21 protein-coding genes and 1 pseudogene are annotated in these 24,836 nt (G+C 62.3%); 8 read left to right on the top strand and 14 right to left on the bottom strand.

What is annotated here, in order from left to right:
* Positions 1–2: 2 nt before the first annotated feature.
* From aceF to HU766_RS15650, 4 genes are all read left to right on the top strand, one after another.
* Positions 3–1,643: a dihydrolipoyllysine-residue acetyltransferase gene (gene aceF, locus HU766_RS15665; RefSeq protein ID WP_047583686.1), complete on the top strand. Its 1,641-nt coding sequence runs from the start codon at positions 3–5 to the stop codon at positions 1,641–1,643.
* 283 nt (positions 1,644–1,926) lie between these two features.
* Entirely contained in the window at positions 1,927–4,617 is a 2,691-nt protein-coding gene (locus HU766_RS15660) for an EAL domain-containing protein (RefSeq protein WP_033703122.1), read from the top strand.
* A gap of 103 nt (positions 4,618–4,720) precedes the next feature.
* Positions 4,721–5,389, top strand: a complete 669-nt coding sequence (gene msrA / locus HU766_RS15655) for a peptide-methionine (S)-S-oxide reductase MsrA (RefSeq protein ID WP_033703123.1) — start codon at positions 4,721–4,723, stop codon at positions 5,387–5,389.
* Between the two features lie 3 nt (positions 5,390–5,392).
* Complete coding sequence (locus tag HU766_RS15650) at positions 5,393–6,016, top strand: glutathione S-transferase (protein ID WP_186658555.1); 624 nt, start codon at positions 5,393–5,395, stop codon at positions 6,014–6,016.
* 124 nt (positions 6,017–6,140) lie between these two features.
* Here HU766_RS15650 and creD read toward each other — a convergent pair whose 3' ends face one another.
* From creD to HU766_RS15630, 4 genes are all read right to left on the bottom strand, one after another.
* On the bottom strand, positions 6,141–7,469 hold the full coding sequence (creD, locus tag HU766_RS15645) for a cell envelope integrity protein CreD (RefSeq protein ID WP_186658551.1): 1,329 nt from the start codon (positions 7,467–7,469) through the stop codon (positions 6,141–6,143).
* Positions 7,470–7,569: 100 nt separating this feature from the next.
* Entirely contained in the window at positions 7,570–9,003 is a 1,434-nt protein-coding gene (creC, locus tag HU766_RS15640; protein WP_186658548.1) for a two-component system sensor histidine kinase CreC, read from the bottom strand.
* On the bottom strand, positions 9,003–9,683 hold the full coding sequence (gene creB / locus HU766_RS15635) for a two-component system response regulator CreB (RefSeq protein ID WP_033703127.1): 681 nt from the start codon (positions 9,681–9,683) through the stop codon (positions 9,003–9,005). Before creB ends, creC begins: the two co-directional genes overlap by 1 nt.
* A 177-nt stretch (positions 9,684–9,860) precedes the next feature.
* Positions 9,861–10,361 carry an ATP-dependent zinc protease gene (locus HU766_RS15630; RefSeq protein WP_095065441.1) on the bottom strand — a complete coding sequence of 167 codons (501 nt, stop codon included), beginning with the start codon at positions 10,359–10,361 and terminating at the stop codon, positions 9,861–9,863.
* Between the two features lie 182 nt (positions 10,362–10,543).
* On the opposite strand from HU766_RS15630, the gene HU766_RS15625 reads away from it, so the two are divergent.
* A complete protein-coding gene (locus HU766_RS15625; RefSeq protein WP_186658545.1) occupies positions 10,544–11,434 on the top strand; it encodes an acyltransferase in 891 nt (296 codons plus the stop codon).
* A 214-nt stretch (positions 11,435–11,648) separates the two neighbouring features.
* A complete protein-coding gene (locus HU766_RS15620; protein WP_186658542.1) occupies positions 11,649–12,998 on the top strand; it encodes an APC family permease in 1,350 nt (449 codons plus the stop codon).
* 151 nt (positions 12,999–13,149) lie between these two features.
* Here the strand turns inward: HU766_RS15620 and HU766_RS15615 are convergent, their stop codons facing one another.
* From HU766_RS15615 to HU766_RS15605, 3 genes are all read right to left on the bottom strand, one after another.
* The gene (locus tag HU766_RS15615; protein ID WP_186658539.1) at positions 13,150–13,725 is read right to left on the bottom strand and encodes a DUF2780 domain-containing protein; all 576 of its coding nucleotides are present in this window, start codon (positions 13,723–13,725) and stop codon (positions 13,150–13,152) included.
* 152 nt (positions 13,726–13,877) lie between these two features.
* On the bottom strand, positions 13,878–14,150 hold the full coding sequence (locus tag HU766_RS15610) for a DUF3077 domain-containing protein (RefSeq protein ID WP_033703134.1): 273 nt from the start codon (positions 14,148–14,150) through the stop codon (positions 13,878–13,880).
* Between the two features lie 16 nt (positions 14,151–14,166).
* A complete protein-coding gene (locus tag HU766_RS15605; RefSeq protein WP_186658536.1) occupies positions 14,167–14,415 on the bottom strand; it encodes a hypothetical protein in 249 nt (82 codons plus the stop codon).
* Positions 14,416–14,828: 413 nt separating this feature from the next.
* Between HU766_RS15605 and HU766_RS15600 the strand changes: the two genes are divergently transcribed.
* Together HU766_RS15600 and HU766_RS15595 are read left to right on the top strand one after the other, a co-directional pair.
* Complete coding sequence (locus HU766_RS15600; RefSeq protein WP_186658531.1) at positions 14,829–15,746, top strand: RHS repeat-associated core domain-containing protein; 918 nt, start codon at positions 14,829–14,831, stop codon at positions 15,744–15,746.
* 46 nt (positions 15,747–15,792) lie between these two features.
* The gene (locus tag HU766_RS15595; RefSeq protein WP_186658528.1) at positions 15,793–16,698 is read left to right on the top strand and encodes an RHS repeat-associated core domain-containing protein; all 906 of its coding nucleotides are present in this window, start codon (positions 15,793–15,795) and stop codon (positions 16,696–16,698) included.
* Between the two features lie 50 nt (positions 16,699–16,748).
* On the opposite strand, the gene fdhA is transcribed toward HU766_RS15595, so the two are convergent.
* The 7 genes and pseudogenes from fdhA to glyA form a co-directional block, all read right to left on the bottom strand.
* Complete coding sequence (gene fdhA / locus HU766_RS15590) at positions 16,749–17,948, bottom strand: formaldehyde dehydrogenase, glutathione-independent (protein ID WP_033703138.1); 1,200 nt, start codon at positions 17,946–17,948, stop codon at positions 16,749–16,751.
* A 273-nt stretch (positions 17,949–18,221) separates the two neighbouring features.
* Positions 18,222–19,079, bottom strand: coding sequence for a formyltetrahydrofolate deformylase (purU, locus tag HU766_RS15585; RefSeq protein WP_186658525.1), 858 nt, complete (start codon positions 19,077–19,079; stop codon positions 18,222–18,224).
* Between the two features lie 10 nt (positions 19,080–19,089).
* A complete protein-coding gene (gene soxG / locus HU766_RS15580) occupies positions 19,090–19,722 on the bottom strand; it encodes a sarcosine oxidase subunit gamma family protein (RefSeq protein WP_186658521.1) in 633 nt (210 codons plus the stop codon).
* 183 nt (positions 19,723–19,905) lie between these two features.
* Positions 19,906–22,923, bottom strand: coding sequence for a sarcosine oxidase subunit alpha (locus HU766_RS15575; protein ID WP_033703143.1), 3,018 nt, complete (start codon positions 22,921–22,923; stop codon positions 19,906–19,908).
* On the bottom strand, positions 22,920–23,255 hold the full coding sequence (locus tag HU766_RS15570; protein ID WP_027594307.1) for a sarcosine oxidase subunit delta: 336 nt from the start codon (positions 23,253–23,255) through the stop codon (positions 22,920–22,922). Before HU766_RS15570 ends, HU766_RS15575 begins: the two co-directional genes overlap by 4 nt.
* 14 nt (positions 23,256–23,269) lie before the next feature.
* A complete protein-coding gene (locus HU766_RS15565) occupies positions 23,270–24,520 on the bottom strand; it encodes a sarcosine oxidase subunit beta family protein (RefSeq protein ID WP_008089646.1) in 1,251 nt (416 codons plus the stop codon).
* Positions 24,521–24,535: 15 nt separating this feature from the next.
* Positions 24,536–24,836: pseudogene (gene glyA / locus HU766_RS15560) on the bottom strand (serine hydroxymethyltransferase); the annotation flags it as partial.

Raw genomic sequence — 24,836 nt, 5'->3', positions numbered from 1 at the left:
AAGTGAGCGAACTCATTCGCGTACCTGACATCGGCAGCGGTGAAGGTGAAATCATCGAGCTGTTCGTCAAGGTCGGTGACCGTATCGAGGCTGACCAGAGCCTGCTGACCCTGGAGTCCGACAAGGCCTCCATGGAGATCCCGGCCCCCAAGGCCGGCATCGTCAAAGAGCTGAAGGTCAAGCTGGGCGATCGCCTGAAAGAGGGCGACGAGTTGCTGGTTCTGGAAGCCGAGGGCGCTGCTGCGTCCGAGGCCCCAGCCGCCGCACCTGCCCCTGCCGCTGCGCCGGCTGCCGCTGAAAAGCCGGCTGCCGAAGCGGCCCCTGCGCCGGCTGCAGCCCCTGCTGCTGCCAGCGTGCAGGACATCCACGTGCCGGACATCGGCTCGTCGGGCAAGGCCAAGATCATCGAAGTGCTGGTCAAGGTCGGCGACACCGTCGAAGCCGACCAGTCGCTGATTACCCTGGAGTCCGACAAGGCCTCCATGGAAATCCCTTCGCCCGCCGCTGGCGTGGTCAAGGAAGTGATCGCCAAGCTGGACGACGAAGTCGGCACCGGTGACCTGATCATCAAACTGGAAGTCGCGGGCGCCGCCCCGGCTGCTGCGCCAGCGCCTGCCGCTGCTGCACCGGCCAAGGCTGAGGCGGCTGCGGCCGCCGCACCGGCTGCCGCTGCCCCCGCTGCTGCCCCTGCACCGGTCGCTACCGCACCGGCTGCCGGCAACAACGCCAAGGTTCACGCAGGCCCCGCTGTTCGCCAGCTGGCCCGTGAGTTCGGTGTCGAGCTGGGCGCGGTTGCCGCGACCGGCCCGCACGGCCGTATCCTGAAAGAAGACGTGCAGGTTTACGTCAAGGCGATGATGCAGAAGGCCAAAGAAGCACCGGCAGCTGCCGGCGCGACTGGCGGCGCTGGCATCCCGCCGATCCCTGCCGTGGACTTCAGCAAGTTCGGCGAAGTGGAAGAAGTGGCCCTGACCCGCCTGATGCAGGTCGGTGCCGCCAACCTGCACCGCAGCTGGCTGAACGTGCCGCACGTCACCCAGTTCGACTCTGCCGACATCACCGAGCTGGAAGCCTTCCGCGTTGCGCAGAAGGCCGTGGCCGAGAAGGCTGGCGTCAAGCTGACCGTGCTGCCACTGCTGCTCAAGGCCTGCGCCTTCCTGCTCAAGGAACTGCCGGACTTCAACAGCTCGCTGGCACCAAGCGGCAAGGCCATCATCCGCAAGAAATACGTGAACATCGGCTTTGCCGTGGACACCCCGGACGGCCTGCTGGTCCCTGTGATCAAGAACGTCGACCAGAAAAACCTGCTGCAACTGGCTGCCGAAGCCGCTGCACTGGCCGAGAAGGCGCGCACCAAAAAGCTGTCGGCCGACGACATGCAAGGCGCCTGCTTCACCATCTCCAGCCTCGGCCACATTGGCGGCACCGGCTTCACGCCGATCGTCAATGCGCCAGAGGTGGCGATCCTCGGTGTGTCCAAGGCAACCATGCAGCCGGTGTGGGATGGCAAAGCCTTCCAGCCGAAGCTGATGCTGCCGCTGTCGCTGTCCTACGATCACCGTGTGATCAACGGCGCTGCCGCCGCGCGCTTCACCAAGCGCCTGGGCGACGTGCTGGCGGATATCCGCACCCTGCTGCTGTAAGGCGGCAAGCTGCCCCTCGCAAGAGGGGCAGTACCCTTTTCGAGCTGCCACGCTCGTACCTCAACCCCGTCATTTGGCGGGGCTTTTTTTTGTCCGCCGATAGGGTGTGGCGCTCGATCTCCCAGACGCCAAAATTCTCAAGGCGAACTAACATTTCCGGCCAAACAGCCGATAACCCGTACACAGCATCACGCATGGCCGCTTGCCAGCCCTCGGGACATGATGCAACCTTGCCAGATACGCCGCCCCCCAGGCCGTGTCACCCTCTTCAAGCGAGTCTTCGATGAAAAGCCAACCCGATGCCGCCAGCCGTGTGGCGGCCGAGGTCGTCACGCAGCTACCCGTGCCCTCGCGGCTCGGCATGCTGCGTTTCGAAAGGCTCAACGAAGCCACCTGGGCAATGCTCTACCTCGACCCTGCCTGCGAGCGCCAGTTCGGCCTGCAGGCCGGCGAACTCTGTGCCCTCGTCGATGCGCCCTATGCCAGCCTGATGGAACCCGAGGCCCGCTACAGGTTGCACGATGAAATCCAGTCGCAACTGGCCCGTCGCGGCTATTACCGGGTGCGCTACACCTTGCATGGCCCTGGTGCATCGCTGCGCCTGGTGGAAGCCGGCGAGGCCTACAGGCAGCACAATCGCCAACTGTTGCGCGGCTACCTGAGCGTGCTCGACGACCCGCCCGACGACGCCAACGACGCAGACCCCAGCGAGCTGGAGTCACGCAACACCCGCCTGCAGCTGGCCCTGCAACTCAACCAGCGCGCCCAGCAAGAACAGCTTGAACACCTGGAGCGGGTGCGTGGCCAGCAAGACCTCATCCTGCGCCTGGCCCGCCAGCGCTACAGTGCCGGGAACTCGCTGCTCGAAGCTGCCGAGCTGATCACCCAGAGCGCCTGCGAAATCTACAAGGTCGACAGCGCCAGCATCTGGCACCTGGAAGACCAGCGCCTGGAGCCGATCAGCGCCTGGTATCGCCACGAGCAGCAACACCGCCTGCCCGAAGCCATCGATGCCAGCCGCTTTCCCGACTACCTCGACGCCCTGCACGCCAGCCGCGCCATCGACGCCCACAACGCTAGCCACGACCCGCGCACCCGCGCCCTGACGCAAAGCCTGCGCCCCGACAACAAAGCCATGCTCGATGCCAGCGTGCGCGTCGATGGCCAGGTCATCGGCGTGTTGTGCCTGGAGCAGAGCGGCCAGCCGCGGGCCTGGCAGTCTGACGAAATCGCCTTTGCCGGTGAGCTGGCCGACCAGTTCGCCCAGGTCATCACCAACCACAACCGGCGCACGGCAGCCAGTGCCCTGCACCTGTTCCAGCGCGCCGTAGAGCAAAGCGCCAGCGCCTTTTTGCTGGTCAACCGCGATGGCGTGGTGGAGTACGTCAACCCAAGCTTCACCGCGATCACCCAATACAGCACCGACGAAGTCCAGGGCCGCCAACTGGCCGAACTGCCCGCCCTGGAAAACCTCAGCGAGCTGCTGTTCGATTCGCCGTCGAGCCTGGCCATGGGCAACAGTTGGCAGGGCGAATTCAAGAGCCGGCGTAAAAACCTCGAGCCCTACTGGGGCCAGCTGTCGATTTCCAAGGTGTATGGTGACAACCGCGAGCTGACCCACTACATCGGCATCTACGAAGATGTCACCCAGACCAAGCTGGCCCAGCAACGCATCGAACGCCTGGCCTACACCGACAACCTGACCAACCTGGGCAACCGCCCGGCCTTCATCCGCAGCCTCGACGAGCGCTTTGCCCGCAACGACGAGCATTCCATGTGCCTGCTGCTGGTGGACATCGACAACTTCAAGCGCATCAACGACAGCCTCGGCCACCAGACCGGTGACAAGCTGCTGGTCAGCCTCGCCCGCCGGTTGCGCAACAGCCTCAGCGCCGGCGGCATCCTGGCGCGCTTTGCCAGCAACGAGTTTGCCGTGCTGCTCGACGACACCCACCTGGAAGATGGCCAGGGCGTCGCCCAGCAATTGCTGCGCACCCTCGACAAACCGATGTTCGTCGACAACCAGCTGATCAACGTCACCGCCTCGGTGGGCCTGGCCTGCGCGCCGCTGCATGGCATCGACCCGGCGAGCCTGATGAAAAACGCAGGCCTGGCCCTGCACAAGGCCAAAGCCAACGGCAAGCACCAGGTGCAGGTGTTTACCGAAGTGCTCAATGCCGAGGCCAGTTACAAGCTGTTCGTCGAGAACAACCTGCGCCGCGCCCTGACCCAGAACGAGCTGGAGGTGTTCTACCAGCCCAAGCTGTGCCTGCGCAGCGGCCGCCTGCTGGGGCTGGAGGCACTGCTGCGCTGGAACCACCCCGAGCGCGGCATGATCCGCCCGGACCAGTTCATCAGCGTGGCCGAGGAAACCGGCCTGATCATCCCCATCGGCAAGTGGGTGGTGCGCCAGGCGTGCCGCATGAGCCAACAGCTGCGCGAGGCCGGCATGGGCAACCTGCACGTGGCCATCAACCTGTCGCCCAAGCAGTTTTCCGACCCTGACCTGGTAGCGTCGATCAGCTCGATCATCAAGGAGGAGGCCCTGCCCCCGCACCTGCTGGAGCTGGAGCTGACCGAAGGCCTGCTGCTGGAAGCGACCGAAGACACCCACCGCCAGCTCGACGAGCTCAAGGCCCTGGGCCTGACCTTGGCCATGGACGACTTCGGCACGGGCTATTCGTCGTTGAGCTACCTGAAGAAGTTTCCGATCGACATCATCAAGATCGACCGCAGCTTCATCAACGAAATCCCCGACAACCAGGACGACATGGAGATCACCTCGGCGGTGGTGGCCATGGCCCATAACCTCAAGCTCAAGGTGGTGGCCGAGGGCATCGAGACCCCGGCGCAATTGGCGTTTCTGCGCCGGCACCGCTGCGATGTGGGCCAGGGCTATCTGTTCGATCGGCCGATTCCGGGGCGTGAGCTGGCCGAGAAACTCAAGCGCTATCCGCGCGGCCCGGTGGCCTGACAGCAGCGTCAACCTCGTGCACTATAGAGTCCATTCGGGCCCTTTCGCGGCCCACACTTATCTATCTGACAAACAGATATCTGAAAAAAAAAGAGGAACGGCCATGGTCCTGCGTTCGGAAATCCTGGTGAACAAAAACGTCATGCCAACTGCGGAGCAGGCGCTGCCTGGCCGCGAAACCCCAATGTCCCTGCCCGAGTTCCACTATGTGTTCGAGGGCACGCCCCTGCTCGGTCCGTTCTTCGAAGGTGACATCGACTTCGCCATCTTCGGCCTGGGCTGCTTCTGGGGCGCCGAGCGCCGCTTCTGGCAGCGTGAAGGCGTGGTCAGCACCGTGGTCGGCTATGCCGGCGGCTTCACCCCCAACCCCACCTACGAAGAGGTCTGCTCGGGCCTGACCGGCCACACCGAAGTGGTGCTGGTGGTGTTCGACAAGAACAAGCTCAGCTACCGCGAGTTGCTGGCGATGTTCTGGGAACTGCACAACCCGACACAGGGCATGCGTCAGGGCAACGATGTCGGCACCCAGTACCGCTCGGCCATCTACTGCACCTCGCCGCAGCAGCTCGACGAAGCCAAGGCCAGCCGCAACGCCTTCCAGGCCGAGCTGAACAAGGCCGGTTTCGGCGAGATCACCACCGAGATCGACCAAGCGCCAACCGTGTACTTCGCCGAGGCCTACCACCAGCAGTACCTGGCCAAGAACCCGGGCGGCTACTGCGGCATCGGCGGTACCGGCGTGTGCCTGCCGCCCAGCCTGCAAGGCAACTGAACCATGGCCACGATGACGCTGTTCCACTCGCCACTATCGCCCTTCGTGCGCAAGGTCATGGTAGTGCTGCACGAGACTGGCCAGCTTGACCGCGTCACCCTGCAACCGGTGAACATCAGCCCGGTGAGCGGCGACGCGCAGCTCAACCTGGGCAACCCGATCGGCAAGATCCCGGCCCTGCGCCTGGACGACGGCACGGTGCTGCACGACAGCCGGGTGATCTGCGAGTACCTGGACCTGCAGCATGTCGGCCTGCCGTTGCTGCCGCGTGAAGGCTCGGCGCGCTGGCGGCGCATGACGCTGGTGTCGCAGGCCGATGCGATCATGGATGCGGCGGTGTCGTCGCGCTATGAGAGCTTCCTGCGGCCTGAAGGCAAGCGCTGGGACGGCTGGCTTGAAGCGCAGGGCGAGAAGATCCGCCGCAGCCTGGCCAACCTGGAGCAGGAGCACCTGGCGGAGCTGATCTCGGGCTTTGATCTGGCGGCAATCGGTGTGGCGTGCGCACTGGGATACCTGGATTTGCGCCAGCCTGATTTTGGCTGGCGTGAGCACCAGCCTAGGTTGGCGGCCTGGTATGCCGAGGTGGCCAAGCGGCCTTCGATGGTCGCCACAGCACCGACAGCCTGACAGGCCCATTCGCGGGCTTGCCCCGCGAATGGGCTGCAAAGCAGCCCCAAGCCTTACTTGGGTATCACAGGAAACAACTGCCCGATCCTGCGGGCCAACCAACGCCCGATTTCTCTATCCTCCCTCATGCCGCCCTCCCCACCCGTGCCCAGTCCAGCCGCCGGGTCAGCACCATGAACACGCCCAGCAAGCCAAAGCACAGTAGCGAGCCCATCAGCAGCGCATAGTCCTCGGCGCTGAGCAGCCCATAAAGCATCGCGTACAGCGCTGCCAACCCTGCTGCAAACCCCACCCCACGGCCGAGGCTGTGCAACACGTGGCTCAGGTAGAAGCCAATCAGCAACACACAGGCCAAAGCCGACAGCCCATACGCCGGGCCGAAGCCAATGTGCTCGGACAACGACAGCAACAGCAGGTAGAAGAACGCCAGCGCCACGCCCACCAGGATGTACTGCACCGGGTGCACGCTGAGGTTTTTCAACACCTCGAACAGGAAGAAGCCGGCAAAGGTCAGCGCGATGAACAACAACGCATATTTGATCGCCCGCTCGCTCTTCAGGTACTGGTCCACTGGGTCGACGAAGCTCACGCCGAAGGTCCGCTCGCTGAAGTCCGTGCACTCCCCCCCGCTGGCGCACTGGCGCAGGGCGTCTTCGAGGTTGGTGGCGAAGAACGACGTCTGCCAATGGGCACTGAAGCCCTGGGCATCGATGTCGCGACGGCTGGGCAGGTAGCTGCCGATGAAGCTTGGGTGCGGCCAGTTGGCGCGCAGGTCGACACTGCTGGTGCGGCCCACCGGCAATACCTGCAGCTGGCCAGTGCCCTGCAACGCCAGGTCGAAGCCATAGCTGAACTCGCGCGCCTGCAGGCCACCCAGCCCTGGCAGACTGGCATGCACGCCCGCGCGCATCCAGCTGAGCCCGGTGCCGGCTTCGAACGGCAATTTGCGTTCGTCGAAGGTCAGCTCCAGGCCGTTCTCGATGCCGCGGATATCGCTGATGCCCACCACCAGGAAGGGCTTGTCGAACCGGTAGTCGTCGAAGTCCTTGTCGATGCCCCAGCGCTCGGGCAGTTTGAAGCGGCCACTGATACGGCCCTTGGCGTGAAACAGCCGCGCCTGGTAGATACCGCGTGCGCGCAGCTCGGTCTCCACGCCCAGGTCGGCGTCGAAGGTTTCCGGGAGGAAGTACAGATGGCCGGCGACGGTGCTGGTCTCCTGGGTACGCTCGCCGTCCTTGTCGATCCAGCGCCGTTGGTACTTGCGATAGGGCACCACCAGCAGCGGGCCGCTGAGCTGCTGGTCGAAACTGGCGCTCTGGGCGATGTCCCGCACCACACTGTCACGCAGGCTCTGGCGCTCGTCGATAAGGCCGTTGATCAGCAGCAGGGGGATCAGCAACAGCAACATCAGCAGGGCAATCATGCCGAGCTTGAAACTCAAGGTCTTGTTCATGGGGCCTCCTATGGCAGTGGGCGCAGTGTCTGCGCCTTGCATGGAGGCTTTGGGGAGACTCTATGGAGATTGCGTGTTTTTGCGCGTAGCCCCAGCAACCTCAGCTGATACGCCGCACCGGCAGCCACAACCGCACCCGCACCCCGCCGTCAACGTTATCCACCGCCAACGTGCCGCCATGCAACTGCATCACCTCAGCCACAAAATTCAGCCCCAGCCCGGTACTCTTGCGCCCGCTGCCCGGCCGTGGCAGTGAGTAGAACCGCTCGCTGACCCGCCCGATGGCATACGCCGGGATAGCCTGCCCCTGGTTGAACAGGCTCAATGCCACGCGCCCGCCCTCGCGCTCCAGCTCGAACAGCAGCGCCCCGCCCACCGGGGTAAAGTCCAGCGCGTTATCGAGCAGGTTGGCCAGCGCCTGGCGCATCAGAAACGGATCACACAACAACCGCAGCCCTACCGGCACCCGCTGTCGCACCTGCAAGCCAGCCCCTTCGATACGTGCCGCATGGGCCAGCAGCAGTTCGTCGACCAGCGATGCCAGCGCCACCTGCTGTTCGTCTTCCAGCGCCTGCATCTGCTCGACCCGCGCCAGGTTGAGCAGGCGCTCGATCATCTGTTGCAAGCGCTCGCTCTCCCGTTCGATGTTGCCCACAAAGCGCGCCCGCTGTTCGGCCGGCATCTCGCCCTGCAGCAACTCGGAAGCACCGCGAATGGCCGCCAGCGGGCTTTTCAGTTCGTGGGTCAGGGTATGCACGTAGCGCTCGACGTACGCTTTGCCTTCCAGTTGCGTACGCATGCGCTCCACCGCATTGGCCAGGTGCGCCAGCTCACCGCCCTTGTAGTGCGGCAGCGCCGCGCGTTCGCCTTCGCTGACGGCCTGGGCGTAGCGGGCCAGCCTGCGCAGCGAGCGCGCCAGCCACCACGACAGCGCGGCACCGATCAACAAGCCCAGGCCGATCAAGCCCAGGCCCAACGTCAGCAAGCGCTGCTCGGAGCGGTCGATGTAGGGTTGCAGCGAGCTGTTGGGCTTGGCCACGGTCACCACGCCGATGATCCGGCCGTCATCGATGATCGGCGCGGCCACGTGCATCACCGAGGTGCTTTCGTCATCAGCGACGCTGCGCGTGGAGCGGGCACCGTATTCGCCGCGCAGGGTGAGGTAGACATCGTTCCACTTCGAATAGTCCTTGCCCAGGCCTTCACCGCTGGAGTCGAGCAGGACGATGCCTTTGGCGTCAGTCACGTAGATGCGGTGGCTGACCTGGTTCTTCGCCAACCCCCAGATCTGCGCGCCCGGGCTACGCGACCCATAGGCCTTGAGCACTTCGGGCAGGCGGCTCTGGCCGAGGGTGCCGGCCTTGACGTCATCGTGCAGGATCTCCGCCAGCAGGTTGGCGGTGTCTACCAGGGTTTCCTCGGACGATTGGCGCACCACCGGGCGGATCTGCTCGCGCACTGTGTTGAGCAGAAAGTAGCCTGCCAGCCCAACGAACAGGAAATACACCAGGAAGATCCGGATGCCCAGGCGCATCAGGCGTGATCCGGGCTGTAGCTGTAGCCTAGGCCGCGGTGGGTCTGGATCGGCTCTGCCGCGCTGGCCACCAGGCGCAACTTGGCACGCAGGCTCTTGATATGGCTGTCGATGGTGCGCTCGTAGCCCACGTCGGAGGCCACCCCCAAGGCATCGAGCAATTGCTCGCGGCTGAATACCCGCTGGGGCTGCTCCAGCAGGCATTGCAGTAGGCGGAACTCATGGCGGGTCAGGGCCAGCGGCTGGTTGCGGTAGCTGATCTGCATGCGCAGGGTGTCGAGCTGGAACAGCGTTGCCGCAGCAGCAGGCTCAGCCCTTGGCGCCATGCGCTTGAGGATCGCCCGCACGCGCGCGGCCACCTCGCGCGGGCTGAAGGGTTTGACGACATAATCGTCGGCACCGATCTCCAGGCCCACCACCCGGTCGATTTCACCGTCGCGGGCACTGAGGAACATCACCGGCACTTCGCTGAAGCGGCGTAGCTGGCGGCAGGTTTCGAAGCCACTGATATCGGGCAGGCCGATGTCGAGGATGATCAGGTCGGCCGGGCGCTGGCGTTGCTTATCGAGGGCCGCGCTGCCCAGGGTCACCCATTCGGTGCTGTGGCCATCGGCCTGCAGGGCGTAGACCAGCGTGTCGGCGATGGCGGCTTCGTCTTCGACGATGAGGATATGGGGCATGGTGCGCGGCCTGTGCAAATGTCGATGGCGACGCACTATTGTGTAGGAGCGGCCTTGCGTCGCGATAGGGGTGCGTAGCGGCCCCAGGTTTTCTGTAGTGGCATAAATCGCCGGGGCCGCTACGCAGCCCTATCGCGACGCAAGGCCGCTCCTACAATGGGCCAGTCAGGTTCCAGGTCAGCAGTCCGGCTTGCCCGCGGTAAACTTCTTGGCCGGGTTGACCGCCGCCTTGAACTCACGCAACGCCTTTGACCCGATCAACAGCGGGTAGTTGAAGCTGCTGCGGTCTACCAGGTTCACCTCAACGGTGCGCTTCTCATCACCCAGGCACAACTCCAGGTCCACCACCGGACGCTTGGAGATTTCCGGCGCATCGCCTTCTTCCTCTTCGTCGGCACGGCCCTTGATCTTGCTGATGCGCGAGACCTTGTGCTCGTAGACCTTGCCGTCGGACTCCTTGGTCGCCAGGCGGAAGCGCACCCACTCATCGCCATCGCGGGTGAACAGCTCGATGTCCTTGGCCGACAGCGATGCAGTGAAGGCGCCAGTGTCCATCTTGGCCTTCAGCGTTTCGCCGATTTCCGGCAGGGCAATGTTTTCGTAACGGCCATAAATCGTCGGCTCAGCGGCCATGACCGGCAAGGCAAACAGCGACAACAGGGCAAGCAGTGATTTCACGGGTTACGCTTCCTTGATTGCAGACAGTGCTTAGACTGCACACGTTGAATAGGTTCGTCGTTACAGGGTAATCAACACAATGTGAAACATTTGTCCCCGCCGACGGGCACTGGAAATTTGGCGTGGGGCGCATCGCTGCTTATCATTGCCGACCGCGTTTATCTCACAACAAGAGTTTCTTTATGCGTCGCCTGCTGACCGGCATTCTCACAACCCTTCTGTTGCTGCTCAACACCGTGGTGTTGATCTGCCCGCTGCTGGTGTTTGCCCTGCTCAAGCTGGTGCTGCCGGGCCGTGGCCGCGACTACGCATCCGCTGCAGTGATGTGGGTGGCCGAAACCTGGTCGGAGATCGACAAAGCGATCTTTGCCCTGTGCATCCCCACCCAGTGGGACATCCGCGGCGTCGAGCGCCTGCGCAAGGACACCTCGTACCTGGCCGTGAGTAACCACCAGAGCTGGGTCGACATCCCCGCGCTGATCGAAAGCCTCAACCGCCGCACGCCGTTCTTCAAGTTCTTCCTCAAGAAGGAGCTGATCTGGGTACCGCTGCTGGGCCTGGCCTGGTGGGGGCTGGATTACCCATTCATGAAGCGCTACAGCAAGGCGTTTCTGGACAAGCACCCCGAGCTCAAGGGCAAGGACCTGGAAATCACCAAAGCCGCCTGCGAGCTGTTCAAGCGCCAGCCGGTGACCGTGGTCAACTACCTCGAAGGCACACGCTTCACCGAGGCCAAGCGCCAAGAGCAGCAATCGCCTTACCGTCACCTGCTAAAGCCCAAGGCCGGGGGCGTGGCTTTTGTGCTGGCAGCGCTGGGCGAGCAGCTGGACGCGCTGCTGGACGTGACCATCGTTTACCCCGGCCACAAGGCGCCCGGCTTCTGGGACTTGCTCAATGGCAGCATTAGCCGGGTGATTATCGACATCCAAGTGCGTGAGCTGGACCCGGCATTGTGGGATGGGGATTATGAAAATGACCCGGCCTTCCGGCAGTCCGTGCAGGCGTGGGTGAATCAGCTGTGGCTGGAGAAGGATCAGCGGATCGAGCAGTTGCGTGGGGAATTGGCTAAGTAGTAAGCCTGGGCCGGCCTCTTCGCGGGGCAAGCCCGCTCCCACGGATAGTGGTGGGCCTGTGGGAGCGGGCTTGCCCCGCGAAGACGCCCCCCCCAGATAAACTCGATTAAAAGCCTGACTAATAATCAGCATAAGGATTACTTCTTTGTCATCATCCCCATAAGTGGATAAAAATCGATCAAAGCACAATTACAAAAAATGCCTGGATCGATCAATGGCCAACCAACCTAGCTCCGCCCCCGCCCAGCTCCGCCGTGTCCTCGGCCTGCCCGCCCTGGTGTTTTTCGGCCTTGTCTACATGGTCCCGCTGACCATCTTCACCACCTACGGCATCGTCACCGAGCTCACCGGTGGCCGCACCGCTGGCGCTTACCTGGTCACGTTGCTGGCCATGTCATTCACCGCCACGTCCTACAGCTTCATGGTCAAGCGTTTCCCGGTCGCGGGTTCGGCGTACTCCTACAGCAACATGGCGTTTGGCCCAAACGTGGGCTTTCTCGCCGGCTGGTCGCTGCTTCTCGATTACCTGTTCATACCGATGATCAACTACCTGCTCATCGGCCTGTTCCTCAACATCGCCTTCCCCGCCATCCCAGCCTGGTCCCTCATCCTTGCCTCGATCGCACTGGTGACCGTACTCAACGTGATCGGTATCCACTCGGTGGCCAAGGCCAGCAACCTCATCGTCGGCGCGCAGATCGTGTTCATCGGGGTGTTCGTGGCGCTGTCTTGCCAGACCCTGGCCGGCCAGCCGGTGGACTTGCTGTCACCGCTGATGGGTGACGGCACCCAGCCTGGTTTTGGCCCGCTGATGGCCGGTGCTGCAGTACTGTGCCTGTCGTTCCTCGGTTTCGATGCTGTCTCGACCCTGGCCGAAGAATGCCGCGACGCCCGCCGCGACGTGCCACGGGCAATCATCCTGACCACGCTGTGTGCCGGCGTGCTGTTCACCGTACTGGCCTACGTCAGCCAACTGGTGTTCCCGGGCAGCACCTTCGTCAATGCCGATGCGGCGGCCAACGAGGTGATGTTCAAAGCGGGCGGGCAGTTCCTGGCCAACTTCTTCACGGCTGCGTTCGTTGCCGGCAGCCTGGGTTCGGCGCTGGCCTCGCAGGCGGCGGTGTCGCGCATCCTGTTCACCATGGGGCGTGACAAAGTGCTGCCACAGCGCACCTTCGGGTATCTGTCGCCACGCTTCGGCACGCCGGTGTTCGCCATCCTGCTGGTGTCGGCGTTCTCGTTGCTGGCGCTGGTGATCGACCTGGCCACCCTCGCCTCGTTGATCAGCTTTGGCGCGCTGGTGGCGTTTTCGGCGGTTAACCTGGCAGTGGTGAAGACGCACCTGATGAACGACAGCGCGCAGCGTAACCTTAAAGGCTTGCTGTGCTATGGCGCGGTGCCGCTGGTGGGGTTGAGCCTGACATTGTGGCTGTGGACCAGCCTGTCGGCGCTGACGTTGGTGATTGGGCTGTGCTGGTTTGCGTTGGGGCTGGCGTATCTGGCGGTGCTGACGGCTGGCTTCCGCCGCCCGGTGCGCTTGGTGGATTTCACCGAAGCCACCTGACCTAAGCTGAGCGTGCTCTTGTAGGAGCGGCCTTGCGTCGCGAAAGGGCTGCGCAGCGGCCCCCGGATTTCAGCGTCGCCGCTAATATCGATGGGGCCGCTACGCAGCCCTTTCGCGACGCAAGGCCGCTCCTACAGGCCGCGCCTGTCCTTCAGACCGATGGCTGGGTCAAGGGCGCCGGGGTAGTCCAAAGGCTACCCAGGTTCTGCAGCAACGACCCGGCAATCCCCTGCTGCCCCAGATACTGCAGAATCAACGGCGCAAACTGCCCGATCATCCCGGTATCCATCCCCAGCGCCTTGAACGCACTGTCCAGGTCGCTGCGGTTTTCCACGTTATTGCCCAGCGCATTGCTCAACGCCGACTGGCTTTCGCTGTTCTTGCCCAGCAGTTCACCCAGCCCGCTCAACCCGCCCAGCGCATTGGCACCCGACAGCAGGTCCAGCCCGGGCACGGCTTTGGTCAGTTGGCCGTAATCGTCAGAACTCAGGTTGTTGCGCGCCAACCCCAGCATCGCCCCTGCCCCGCCCACGGCCTGCTCCGGGGTGATGTTCAGTTCGCTGCCCAAAGTGTTGAGCAAATTGGCCTGCGCCTCGGGCGCCTGCACCTGGCCCTGTTGGTTCTGGTTCTGCATGGCCGACACGGCATTGGCGGCATCGCTGAGGTTGAAGGCGAACACCGGGCTTGCGGCCAGGGTCATCAGGGTTGCCAGGGTGAGAGCTTTCATCGGGAGGGACCTCGTAGGCCGGGATGGCCTGGGAAACGAGGCATTCGACTGAAAGATTGAAGGTTTGTTCCAGGCCGCAGATCGGGATCCTGTGGGAGCGGGCTTGCCCCGCGAAGGGCCGCACAGCGGCCCCCGCTAACAGACTGGCCCAGTCAGTGCCTTCTGTTCCGAGCAAGCTCGATGTCATCCATGATCGCCTTGGCAAACGCACTCAGGTAATCCGCAGCACCGAGCAGCTTATGGTCATCCTCCATATCCCCTTCGCGCACCAGGTGCTTGATGTACCCCAGCAGTACCGAAACCTGCTCATAGGCATGCTCGAACGGCACACCAGGCATCACCCGGAACAGATGGCTGGGCTGTTCACCAGCCTCGCAGAAGGTCTTGGCGCCAACCGTAACGTTTGCTTGTCTATCGTCGCTCATCGCACTACGCCCTCCTTCACATACGCGCCAGCGCGTGCTCGATCAACGCGTGGGCGGTATCGGCGGAATGGATTGCATTGGCCAGCATGTGCAGGCCCGGCTCACCGGTATGGATGCGGCGGTACTCGTCGACGGTTTCCGAGATGCCCAGCAGCATCTCGCTGGCGACAAACAAGGCGTCGAGCGGGAGCAGGTCGGGGTGGATGGAGGAATAGAGGGTGTTGAACAGTTTGAGGCGGGGTGGATCGGGGACGATTTTTTTCATGATTCAACTCGATGGTGATGGGAAAGCCACCAACCTCGTTTCCACACGAATGGAGGCAGCTGAACGCGGGGTGGAAAACCGGTCATCGAGCAACCCGGTAGGCCAAACGGCCTCCCGCGCACAGCCGCCATAACGGCATGTCGATCGATGACTACCAGGGTTTCCACACCCCCATCGCTGAACCGTTCAGCGACCCAACGAGCCTACGGACCGGGGTTCACAGGGGCAATCAGACGCGATTCGACAGACTGCGTAGGGTATTTCCTGCTGATTCGTAGAGTAAGCAGGAAATCGCCCATAGCCACGTAGGCAATTTCCGCATACCTATCATTTTTGCCAGTAGCCGACCACTCCATTCCTGACCAATATCCTGTTATAGGCCCATCAGCGGTGACTGATAACAGGAGCGCTTCATGAAAAACCAGGCGAACGCTACACAGTTCTTCTACCAGAACGGAAAGCTCATCACCGTCAGTCAGGGAGCGCAGAAGCGTGCCATCTTTGCTTACGACGACGTGCCACTTGCGGAGCTTCACACCGACTTGAAAGCAAGCGCGACCCGAGTGTTTACAGACAAAAGCGGCTCAGTACTAGGTATGATTAGCGAAGTAGAAACTGCAGCACTGGCCTATGCGGCTTATGGGCATGATGCTGCCAAAACCAGAATGCTCTCCTTATTCTCCTTATTAAGATTTAACGGCCAGTACCGGACAGACGAGGGACACTATCTGCTCGGCAACGGTTACCGATCTTACAGCCCAGCCCTGATGCGATTTTATTCGCCAGACAATCTAAGTCCTTTTCAAGAGGGCGGCTTGAATAGCTACTGCTATTGCCTGGGAGATCCCGTCAACCAATCAGACCCAACAGGTCACTTCTCGTTACGTCACTTCTCGTTATTTAAGCCATCCACTTGGATAAGCACAAGAAGCAGTCGAATTGATAAACGAAAACAACAAGTATCCGACCGCCGCGAGAAGCTCATGCTTGACAGGTCAGCGGTTATTCAACTGACCGAGGAACCAACGACCATAGAAAACCTGACAGCAATCAATAAACTACAAAACCAAATAAGCACCGATGCAAAATACGTCAAGAAAAAGCTCAAAAATCTAAAGAAGTATGGCCAAGCACCCACAGAATCTACCGACCAAATGGCCATTAGAGTCAGATATCTCGAATACAAAAAAAACAACGATCAACACATAAATCAAATGAAAATCCAATCAGCACGCAACGGTAGCCCGATGAACCTTTTCAACCATCGCGAAGGCAAAACAGACCCAGACCTATACTATCGCGCCGAAGAGCTACGAAAAGCCAAGATCTAAAAACAATTGGCAACTCGCTGATCTTGGGTTTTAGGAGGCCAACGCCATGATTAAGTCAGTGAATAAATCGTTCTTCTTCTACCAAGACAGTAGGCTCGTTACCGTGAAGCAGGGTAAACATCATCGCGCCATCTTCCGCAGCGCGGAGATGCCACTGGCCGAGCAGCAGACGGGTGAAATGTCAGGTAACGCGTTACTGGCAACCGATGACAAAGGCTCTGTTCTACAGGTGCAAAGCGAAAGTGACGAAGCCGCGCATAGCTATTCAGCTTATGGACACGCCCCCGCCCTGCTCCCCCGTCGTCACTCGCTCGGTTTCAATGGTGAGCGTATCGAGCCCCAAACCCTAGGCTATCTACTGGGTAACGGCTATCGGCTCTACAGCCCCGAGCTCATGCGCTTTCTTGCACCTGACAATCTCAGCCCTTTCGACGAAGGCGGCATGAACCCTTTCGCCTACTGCCATGGAGACCCCTTGAACTATACCGACCCTACCGGCCACGTCACAATTCAAGGAATTACTTCAGTATCCAGAAGAAAAATTGAAATTTTCAGCACAACGCCAAAAAAACAATGGCTCAACAATCAAGAAATTTTCAACCAAAGTGGCAACACAGCGAATTTAAGTTTACCACCTAAAACTGCCACCTACACATTGACTCGCACTCATCTTCATTCAATCAAACAACGGAATGGCACGCACCTGTTTCTTGTGGGGGATGACTATGGAAAATTCGCTAGCAACCTGAGTGAAATCAAAAGCCTTCAAGCCGCGCCCAAGCTGTTTGAAAAAATCGACCAACGCAAGCTCAACATTCAAATCAATATTTTGGAGCGTCAAAATTCCTTTATGCTCAAGGCTGGAAAAAGACGCCATGATCAGCTACACGATCTGAACGACCATTCAGTGCAGATCCGAAAAGACTATAAACCTATTCGGCCGCAGCTCTAACTGGCCTGCCGGTAAACGAAGCCCCAGGCACGGGGCTTCGTTTATATCCTTCACGCCGCACTAAACGTCTTGTGCGGATCAATCACAAACTTCTTCGGCACCCCTGCATCGAACTCGCCATACCCTTCCGGCGCCTGATCCAGGCTGATCACCTGCACGCCAACCACTTCAGCAATATTGATGCGATCCCACATGATCGCCTGCATCAGCTGTCGGTTGTACTTCATGGTGGGGGTCTGGCCGGTGTGGAAGCTGTGCGATTTCGCCCAGCCCAGGCCAAAGCGGATGCTCAGCGCGCCGATCTTGGCGGCGGCATCTACCGCGCCCGGGTCTTCGGTCACGTACAGCCCTGGGATACCGATGTTGCCGGCAACGCGGGTCACTTGCATCAGCGAGTTCAGCACAGTAGCCGGGGCTTCGTGCTTGGCACCTTCGTGGCCATGGCCGCGTGCCTCGAAGCCGACGGCGTCAACGGCGCAGTCCACTTCCGGCTCACCGAGGATATCGACGATCTGCTCGTGCAGCGGGGTGTCCTTGGACAGGTCGACCACTTCGAAGCCCTGCGACTTGGCGTGTGCCAGGCGCAATGGGTTGAGGTCGCCGACGATGACGCAGGCAGCGCCCAGCAGGCGGGCCGAGGCAGCAGCAGCCAGGCCGACCGGGCCGGCACCGGCAACATAAACGGTGCTGCCTGGGCCAACGCCGGCCGTCACAGCACCGTGGTAGCCAGTCGGCAGAATGTCGGACAGGCAGGTCAGGTCACGGATCTTTTCCATGGCCTTGTCGCGATCCGGCAGTTTCAGCAGGTTGAAGTCAGCGTACGGCACCAGCACGTATTCAGCCTGGCCGCCGGTCCAGTCGCCCATGTCGACATAGCCGTAGGCGCCACCGGCGCGGGCCGGGTTGACGGTGAGGCAGACGCCGGTGTGCATCTCTTTGCACGAGCGGCAGCGGCCGCAGGCGACGTTGAACGGTACCGACACCAGGTCGCCCTTTTTCAGGCGTTCGACGTCACGGCCCAACTCGACGATTTCACCGGTGATTTCGTGGCCCAGCACCAGGCCGACCTGGGCAGTGGTGCGGCCGCGGACCATGTGCTGGTCGGAGCCGCAGATGTTTGTGGAGACCACCTTGAGGATCACGCCGTGCTCGATCTTCTTGCCACGCGGGTCCTGCATTTTCGGGTAGTCGATATTGCGTACTTCGACCTTGCCGGCGCCGAGATATACCACTCCACGATTGCCAGACATGCTCTTACCTCGCTTGGTTTTTATTTATGCAGCGTTGGTTGAAGCGCCGCCATCCATGGGCGGCATGTGTTACTGGAATGCAGGGAATTGTGGGCCTGATGAGGCGCAAGGCACTGACTGGAAGCGACAGGGGGATGCCTTTTTACGGCAGACCAAATGCAGGGGGCCGCTTCGCGGCCCTTTCGCGACGCAAGGCCGCTCCTACAGGAGATCGCGTACCCCTGTAGGAGCGGCCTTGCGTCGCGAAAGGGCTGCAAAGCAGCCCCAAAATAGTCAGAGCACCACTGTCCGATTGGCGTTCAGGAACACCCGCCGTTCAATGTGATACCCCACCGCCCGCGCCAGCGTCAGGCATTCGATATCCCGTCCCTTGGCAATCAGGTCCTCGGGGTAATGGCTGTGGTCCACTACTTCGACGCCCTGGGCAATGATCGGCCCTTCGTCGAGGTCGTTGTTGATGTAGTGCGCCGTGGCGCCGACCATCTTCACGCCTTTGTTGTACGCCTGGTGGTAAGGCTTGGCGCCCTTGAACCCTGGCAACAGTGAGTGGTGAATATTGATCGCCCAGCCATCCAGGCGTCGGCACAGCTCGGGCGACAGCACCTGCATGTAGCGGGCAAGGATGACCAGCTCAGCGCCAGACTCCTCGATCACCTGCAACACCTTGCGCTCTTGCCCAGCCTTGTCGTTGGGGTCGAGTGCAAAGTGGTAATAGGGGATCTTGTGCCAGTGCGCCAGTGGCTCCAGGTCGGGGTGGTTGGACACCACCGCGACCACGTCCATGCTCAGTTGGCCAATGCGCTGGCGATACAGCAGGTCGTTCAGGCAGTGGTCGGCCTTGGACACCATGATCACCACCTTGGGGCGGTGGTTGGGCGCGGTCAGCTCGAAGGCCATGCCGAACGCTTCACTGCGCTCGGCGAGGCCGGCACGAAAGCCGACCTCGTCAAAATCGTCCGGCTGGCGGAATTCGACGCGAATGAAGAAGCGCCCCGACTGCCGGTCATCGAAGGAGTGGTGCTCCGTCACGTAGCAGCGCTGCTCGAAGAGGTAACGCGTCACCACGTCGACGGTACCGAGCATGCTCGGGCAGTCGGCGGTGAGAATCCAGGTATCCGGTGCCCGACTCATGTCTTTCTCCTTAGGCTTCGATGCTCAGGCCGTATTCGGCCGAAGCGTCCTGCAGCCACAGCCACCAGTAATCGGCAAAGCTGCGGCGAATCACCAGTTCCCAGGTGTCTTCGGCGGTGCGGCGGATCACCAGTTGCGACTTGGCGAATACGGTGCCGACAGCCTTGCCCACCGGGAAGTTGTTCGGGTGCACATCATAGCTGGTGGACTTCATCAGCACTTCGCGCACATTCGGGCCGCGCAGTTCCAGCAGGCTCTGCCCACCGCTGACGTTGACCACCTGGATGTGCAGGCCTTCGAGGGCCGCGCGCAGTTTTTGCTCGACGGCGAACTCCTGGCCGCCCGGGACGATCAGCAGCCACTCGTCGGGGCCCATCCACTGCAGCGACATCTCGTTGTTGGCGACCACGGTCAGGGCCACCGGCAGCTCCAGGCCCAAGGCCTTGTGCACGCCTGCGGCAAAGGCCGGGTCATGGCCATTGCCGCGCAGGGTCAGGTGGCCGAGGAATTTCTTTTCACGCAGGGTCACACCTGCGTTCTTGCGGCCCTTGCCAACCAGGCTGGCCAGGTCGGCGTGGTGCAGCGGCGACTGGGCCTTGGCTTCGGCGCCGGGGTTTTGCTGGAAGACGTTGATAGCGCTCATTTCTTACCTGCCTTGAATTCTGTTGTCCGTAAGACCAGAGGTCAGATGCAATGCCCGAATGCTAATGGGGGCCCAGTGGGAGCGGGCTTGTCCCGCGAAGAGGGCGGTGAGGCCACCAGCGCATTCGCGGGGCAAGCCCGCTCCCACAAGGTTTGCATTCCAATTCAGGCCTACCGGTGGGCCTTAGACGTTCTGCCGCTCACCCTTCGGATCGAAGAACACCGAAGACACGATCTCCGCCTCGATCACGCTGCCGTCGGCCTGCGGCGAGAACACACGCTCGCCCATGCGCTTGAGGCCGCCCTTGACCACACCCATGGCGAACGAATAGCCCAGGGAGTTGGCTGCGTAGCTGGAGGTAACGTGGCCGACCATGTCCATCGGGATCGGTTGCTTGGGGTCGAACACCAGCTGAGCACCTTCCGGCAGCCACTGGGTCGGGTCCACAGGCTTGAGGCCGACCAGTTGCTTGCGGTTGTCGCGCAGGCAGTCCTCGCGGTTCATGCCACGCAGGCCGATCCACGAGAACGGCTTGTTGCGGCCCACGCACCAGCTCATGTTGAGGTCGTCCGGGTTCATCGAGCCGTCCGTGTCCTGGCCAACGATGATGAAGCCCTTCTCGGCACGCAGTACGTGCATGGTCTCGGTGCCATACGGGGTCAGGTTGTATTGCTTGCCTGCCTCGATGATCTTTTCCAGTACGCCCATGGCGTAGTTGGCCTGCACGTTGACTTCGTACGACAGCTCACCGGTGAACGAGATACGGAACACCCGGGCCGGTACGCCGCCAACAGTGCCTTCCTTCCAGGTCATGAACGGGAAGGCGTCCTTGTCCAGGTCGATGTCGTCGGTCAGCGCGCTCAGCAGCTTGCGGCTGTTGGGGCCGGACAGGGTCATGGTCGCCCAGTGGTCGGTGACCGAGGTGAAGTACACCTTCATCTCTGGCCATTCGGTCTGGTGGTACAGCTCCAGCCACTGCAGCACACGGGCGGCGCCGCCGGTGGTGGTGGTCATGTAGAAGTGGTTGTCGCCAACGCAGGCGGTGACGCCGTCGTCGAAGACCATACCGTCTTCCTTGCACATCAGGCCGTAACGGGCCTTGCCCACGTCGAGCTTGGTCCAGGCGTTGCTGTAGATGCGGTTGAGGAACTCGCGTGCATCCGGGCCCTGGATGTCGATCTTGCCCAGGGTCGAGGCGTCGAGCAGGCCCACGCTGTCGCGCACAGCCTTGCACTCGCGGGCCACGGCGGCGTGGATGTCTTCACCGGCTTTGGGGAAGTACCACGGGCGCTTCCACTGGCCGACGTCTTCGAACTCGGCGCCGTTCTTCACGTGCCAGCCATGCAGGGCGGTGAAGCGCACGGGCTCGAACAGGTGGCCACAGTGCCGGCCCGCTACCGCACCGAAGGTCACCGGCGTGTAGTTCGGGCGGAACATGGTGGTGCCCATCTCCGGAATGGTGATGCCGATCGAACGGGCGGCGATGGCCAGGCCGTTGATGTTGCCCAGTTTGCCCTGGTCGGTACCGAAGCCCAGCGCGGTGTAGCGCTTGACGTGCTCGACCGACTCGAAGCCTTCACGGGTGGCCAGTTCGATACCGGCGGCGGTCACGTCGTTCTGCTGGTCGACGAACTGCTTCGGCCCCTTGGTGCCCTTGTCGTGCGGCACCTGGAACAGCGCCACGGTGGCCTCTTCCTTGCGTGCCACGGTTTTCGGCAGGGTGCCGGCAGTGGCCTTGAAGCCGGCTTCGGTGGCTGCGCGCACGCCGCCTTCGAAGCCGTCGGCAATCACGTCACCGAGGGCGTAGATGCCGTGGATACCGCCGACGCACACGCGTTTCTGCGGTGCATCACCCGGCACGAAGCCGAGGATGTCTTCACGCCATACCGGGCGACCGCCCAGGTGCGAAGCCAGGTGGACGATCGGGCTGTAGCCGCCGGAGGTAGCGATCAGGTCGCACTCAAGGGTTTCGCCAGGGCTGGTGACTTTATGTGCCTGCACGTCGATGGCGGCCACGCGGGCGCCGGTCACGTGCTTGCTGCCCTTGGCCTCGACCACGGCGCTGGAGGTGAGGATGCGGATGCCCTTGGCACGTGCTTCCTCGACCAGCGAACCGCGCGGGTTGTGGCGGGCGTCGGCGATGGCGACCACTTGCAGGCCAGCGTCGTGCCAGTCCAGCGCGGCGCGGTAGGCGTGGTCGTTGTTGGTCGACAGCACCAGCTTGCGGCCCGGGGCCACGCCGTAGCGGCGCACGTAGGTGGAGACAGCACCGGCCAGCATGTTGCCCGGCACGTCGTTGTTGCCGTACACCAGCGGGCGCTCGTGTGCGCCAGCGGCCAGTACCACACGGCCGGCACGCACACGGTGCACGCGGTGACGCACCTGGCCGATCGGGGCGCGGTCACCGAGGTGGTCGGTGAGGCGCTCGTGGATGGTCAGGAAGTTGTGGTCGTGGTAGCCGTTGACCGTGGCGCGTGGCAGCAGGGTCACTTCCGGCAGGCTTTCCAGCTCTTTGACGATGCTGCTCACCCACTCGGCGGCAGGCTTGCCGTCGAGGGTCTCGCGGCTGTCGAGCAGGCTGCCACCGAACTCTTCCTGTTCGTCGGCGAGGATCACCCGCGCACCGCTGCGGGCAGCGGCCAGGGCGGCAGCCAGGCCAGCAGGGCCGGCACCGACGATCAGCACGTCGCAGTGCTGGTTCATGTAGTCGTAGCTGTCCGGGTCGTTCTGCAGCGGTGCACGGCCAAGGCCTGCCGCCTTGCGGATGTACTTCTCGTAAGTCATCCAGAACGATTTCGGGTACATGAAGGTTTTGTAGTAGAAGCCCGGCGGCATCATGCTGCCGCCGACCTTGCCGAGGATGCCCATGACGTCATTGTTGACGTTCGGCCAGCCGTTGGTGCTGGTGGCGACCAGGCCGGCGTACAGCGCCTGCTGGGTGGCACGCACGTTAGGGATCTGGGTGGCTTCGCTGGAGCCGATCTGCAGGATGGCGTTCGGCTCTTCGGTACCGGCGGCGATGATGCCGCGCGGGCGCGAGTACTTGAAGCTGCGGCCGACGATATCGACGCCGTTGGCCAGCAGCGCGGCGGCCAGGCTGTCACCGGCATAACCCTGGTAGGTCTTGCCGTTGAAGGTGAAGTTCAGGACCTTGCTGCGGTCGATACGGCCGCCGCTGGCGAGGCGATAGGTCTGGCTCATACTTTTTCCCCTTGGCCTTTGACGGTCGACGGTGCGCTGTTCTGCTTGCCGTTGGCGGTCACCTGCGGCTTCTCGCCAATCTTGTAGGTTTCCAGAATCTCGTAGGTCACGGTGTCACGGGTGACGTTGAAGTACTGACGGCAGCCGGCAACGTGGTCCCACAGTTCATGGTGAATACCGCGCGGGTTGTCGCGGAAGAACATGTAGGTGCCCCACTCTTCGTCGGAGCAGGCGGCAGGGTCCAGCGGGCGGGCGATGTGCGCCTGGCCGGAGGCGTGGAACTCTTCTTCGGAGCGCAGCTCGCCGCAGTGGGGACAGAAAATATGCAACATGACGGTGTCTCCGGTTAGTGGGCGACGGCGGCGGCGCCGTGTTCGTCAATCAGTGCGCCGTTGTAGAAACGGTCCATGGAGAACGGCGCAGCCAGCGGGTGCATCTCGCCTTTGGCCAGGCTTGCGGCAAAGACGTTGCCCGAACCCGGGGTCGCCTTGAAGCCGCCGGTGCCCCAGCCGCAGTTGAAGAACATGTTCTTGACCGGGGTCTTGGAGATGATCGGGCAGGCGTCCGGCGAGGTGTCGACGATGCCGCCCCACTGGCGGTTCATGCGTACGCGCGAGAGGTTGGGGAACATCTCGACGATCGCCTGCAGGGTGTGCTCGATCACCGGGTACGAACCGCGCTGGCCGTAGCCGACCCAGCCGTCGATACCGGCGCCGATCACCAGGTCGCCCTTGTCGGACTGGCTGATGTAGCCGTGCACCGCGTTGGACATGATCACGCTGTCGATGATCGGTTTGATCGGCTCGGACACCAGTGCTTGCAGCGGGTGCGATTCCAGCGGCAGGCGGAAGCCGGCCAACTTGGCCATGTGCCCGGAGTTACCGGCAGTGACCACGCCGACGCGCTTGGCGCCGATGAAGCCTTTGTTGGTTTCCACGCCGATGACCGCGCCGTTTTCCTTGCGGAAACCGATCACTTCGGTCTGCTGGATCAGGTCGACGCCCAGGGCATCGGCGGCACGGGCGTAACCCCAGGCCACGGCGTCGTGACGGGCGACGCCACCACGGCGCTGAACGGTAGCGCCGAGGATCGGGTAGCGGGTGTTCTTGGAGCAGTCCAGGTACGGGATTTCGGCTGCGACCTGGGCGGTGTTCAGCAGTTCGCCATCGACACCGTTGAGGCGGTTGGCACTGACGCGGCGCTCGGAGTCACGAATGTCCTGCAGGGTGTGGCACAGGTTGTAGACGCCGCGCTGAGAGAACATCACGTTGTAGTTGATGTCCTGGGACAGGCCTTCCCACAGTTTCATGGCGTGCTCGTACAGCTGCGCCGACTCGTCCCACAGGTAGTTGGACCGCACGATAGTGGTGTTACGGGCGGTGTTGCCGCCGCCCAGGTAACCTTTCTCGATCACCGCGACGTTGGTGATGCCGTGTTCCTTGGCCAGGTAGTAGGCCGTGGCCAGACCATGGCCGCCACCGCCGACGATGACCACGTCGTAGACCTTTTTAGGGGTCGGCGTGCGCCACATGCGCTGCCAGTTTTCGTGGTGGCTGAGGGAGTGCTTGAAAAGGCCGAAGCCCGAGTAGCGTTGCATGGTCGTTTACTCCACTCAGCGGTAAACAGGGAAGTCTGCGCACAGGGCGGCGACGTTCTTCGCCACATCGGCTTCAACGTCGGCATCACCGAGGTTGTCGAGGATGTCGCAGATCCAGCCAGCCAGGGCCACACACTGGGCGACTTTGAAGCCGCGGGTGGTGACAGCCGGGGTGCCGATGCGCAGGCCCGAGGTGACGAACGGTGACTGCGGGTCGTTGGGCACGGCGTTCTTGTTGACGGTGATGTGCGCGCGGCCCAGGGCGGCGTCGGCATCTTTACCGGTGAGGCCCTGGCGGATCAGGCTGACCAGGAAC

The sequence above is a fragment of the Pseudomonas sp. SWRI77 genome, assembly GCF_014269105.1.
GTDB classification, from domain to species: domain Bacteria; phylum Pseudomonadota; class Gammaproteobacteria; order Pseudomonadales; family Pseudomonadaceae; genus Aquipseudomonas; species Aquipseudomonas capeferrum.
Note: the sequence above shows the minus strand (reverse complement) of the source record. Positions and strands in the feature narration are given on the sequence as shown.

Bases quoted from the DNA above. Each gene is read 5' to 3' on its own strand.
- HU766_RS15660 (WP_033703122.1), top strand. From the start codon at position 1,927: ATGAAAAGCCAACCCGATGCCGCCAGCCGTGTGGCGGCCGAGGTCGTC.
- msrA (WP_033703123.1), top strand. From the start codon at position 4,721: ATGGTCCTGCGTTCGGAAATCCTGGTGAACAAAAACGTCATGCCAACT.
- HU766_RS15650 (WP_186658555.1), top strand. From the start codon at position 5,393: ATGGCCACGATGACGCTGTTCCACTCGCCACTATCGCCCTTCGTGCGC.
- creD (WP_186658551.1), bottom strand. From the start codon at position 7,469: ATGAACAAGACCTTGAGTTTCAAGCTCGGCATGATTGCCCTGCTGATG.
- creC (WP_186658548.1), bottom strand. From the start codon at position 9,003: ATGCGCCTGGGCATCCGGATCTTCCTGGTGTATTTCCTGTTCGTTGGG.
- creB (WP_033703127.1), bottom strand. From the start codon at position 9,683: ATGCCCCATATCCTCATCGTCGAAGACGAAGCCGCCATCGCCGACACG.
- HU766_RS15625 (WP_186658545.1), top strand. From the start codon at position 10,544: ATGCGTCGCCTGCTGACCGGCATTCTCACAACCCTTCTGTTGCTGCTC.
- HU766_RS15620 (WP_186658542.1), top strand. From the start codon at position 11,649: ATGGCCAACCAACCTAGCTCCGCCCCCGCCCAGCTCCGCCGTGTCCTC.
- HU766_RS15615 (WP_186658539.1), bottom strand. From the start codon at position 13,725: ATGAAAGCTCTCACCCTGGCAACCCTGATGACCCTGGCCGCAAGCCCG.
- HU766_RS15610 (WP_033703134.1), bottom strand. From the start codon at position 14,150: ATGAGCGACGATAGACAAGCAAACGTTACGGTTGGCGCCAAGACCTTC.
- HU766_RS15605 (WP_186658536.1), bottom strand. From the start codon at position 14,415: ATGAAAAAAATCGTCCCCGATCCACCCCGCCTCAAACTGTTCAACACC.
- HU766_RS15600 (WP_186658531.1), top strand. From the start codon at position 14,829: ATGAAAAACCAGGCGAACGCTACACAGTTCTTCTACCAGAACGGAAAG.
- HU766_RS15595 (WP_186658528.1), top strand. From the start codon at position 15,793: ATGATTAAGTCAGTGAATAAATCGTTCTTCTTCTACCAAGACAGTAGG.
- fdhA (WP_033703138.1), bottom strand. From the start codon at position 17,948: ATGTCTGGCAATCGTGGAGTGGTATATCTCGGCGCCGGCAAGGTCGAA.
- purU (WP_186658525.1), bottom strand. From the start codon at position 19,079: ATGAGTCGGGCACCGGATACCTGGATTCTCACCGCCGACTGCCCGAGC.
- soxG (WP_186658521.1), bottom strand. From the start codon at position 19,722: ATGAGCGCTATCAACGTCTTCCAGCAAAACCCCGGCGCCGAAGCCAAG.
- HU766_RS15575 (WP_033703143.1), bottom strand. From the start codon at position 22,923: ATGAGCCAGACCTATCGCCTCGCCAGCGGCGGCCGTATCGACCGCAGC.
- HU766_RS15570 (WP_027594307.1), bottom strand. From the start codon at position 23,255: ATGTTGCATATTTTCTGTCCCCACTGCGGCGAGCTGCGCTCCGAAGAA.
- HU766_RS15565 (WP_008089646.1), bottom strand. From the start codon at position 24,520: ATGCAACGCTACTCGGGCTTCGGCCTTTTCAAGCACTCCCTCAGCCAC.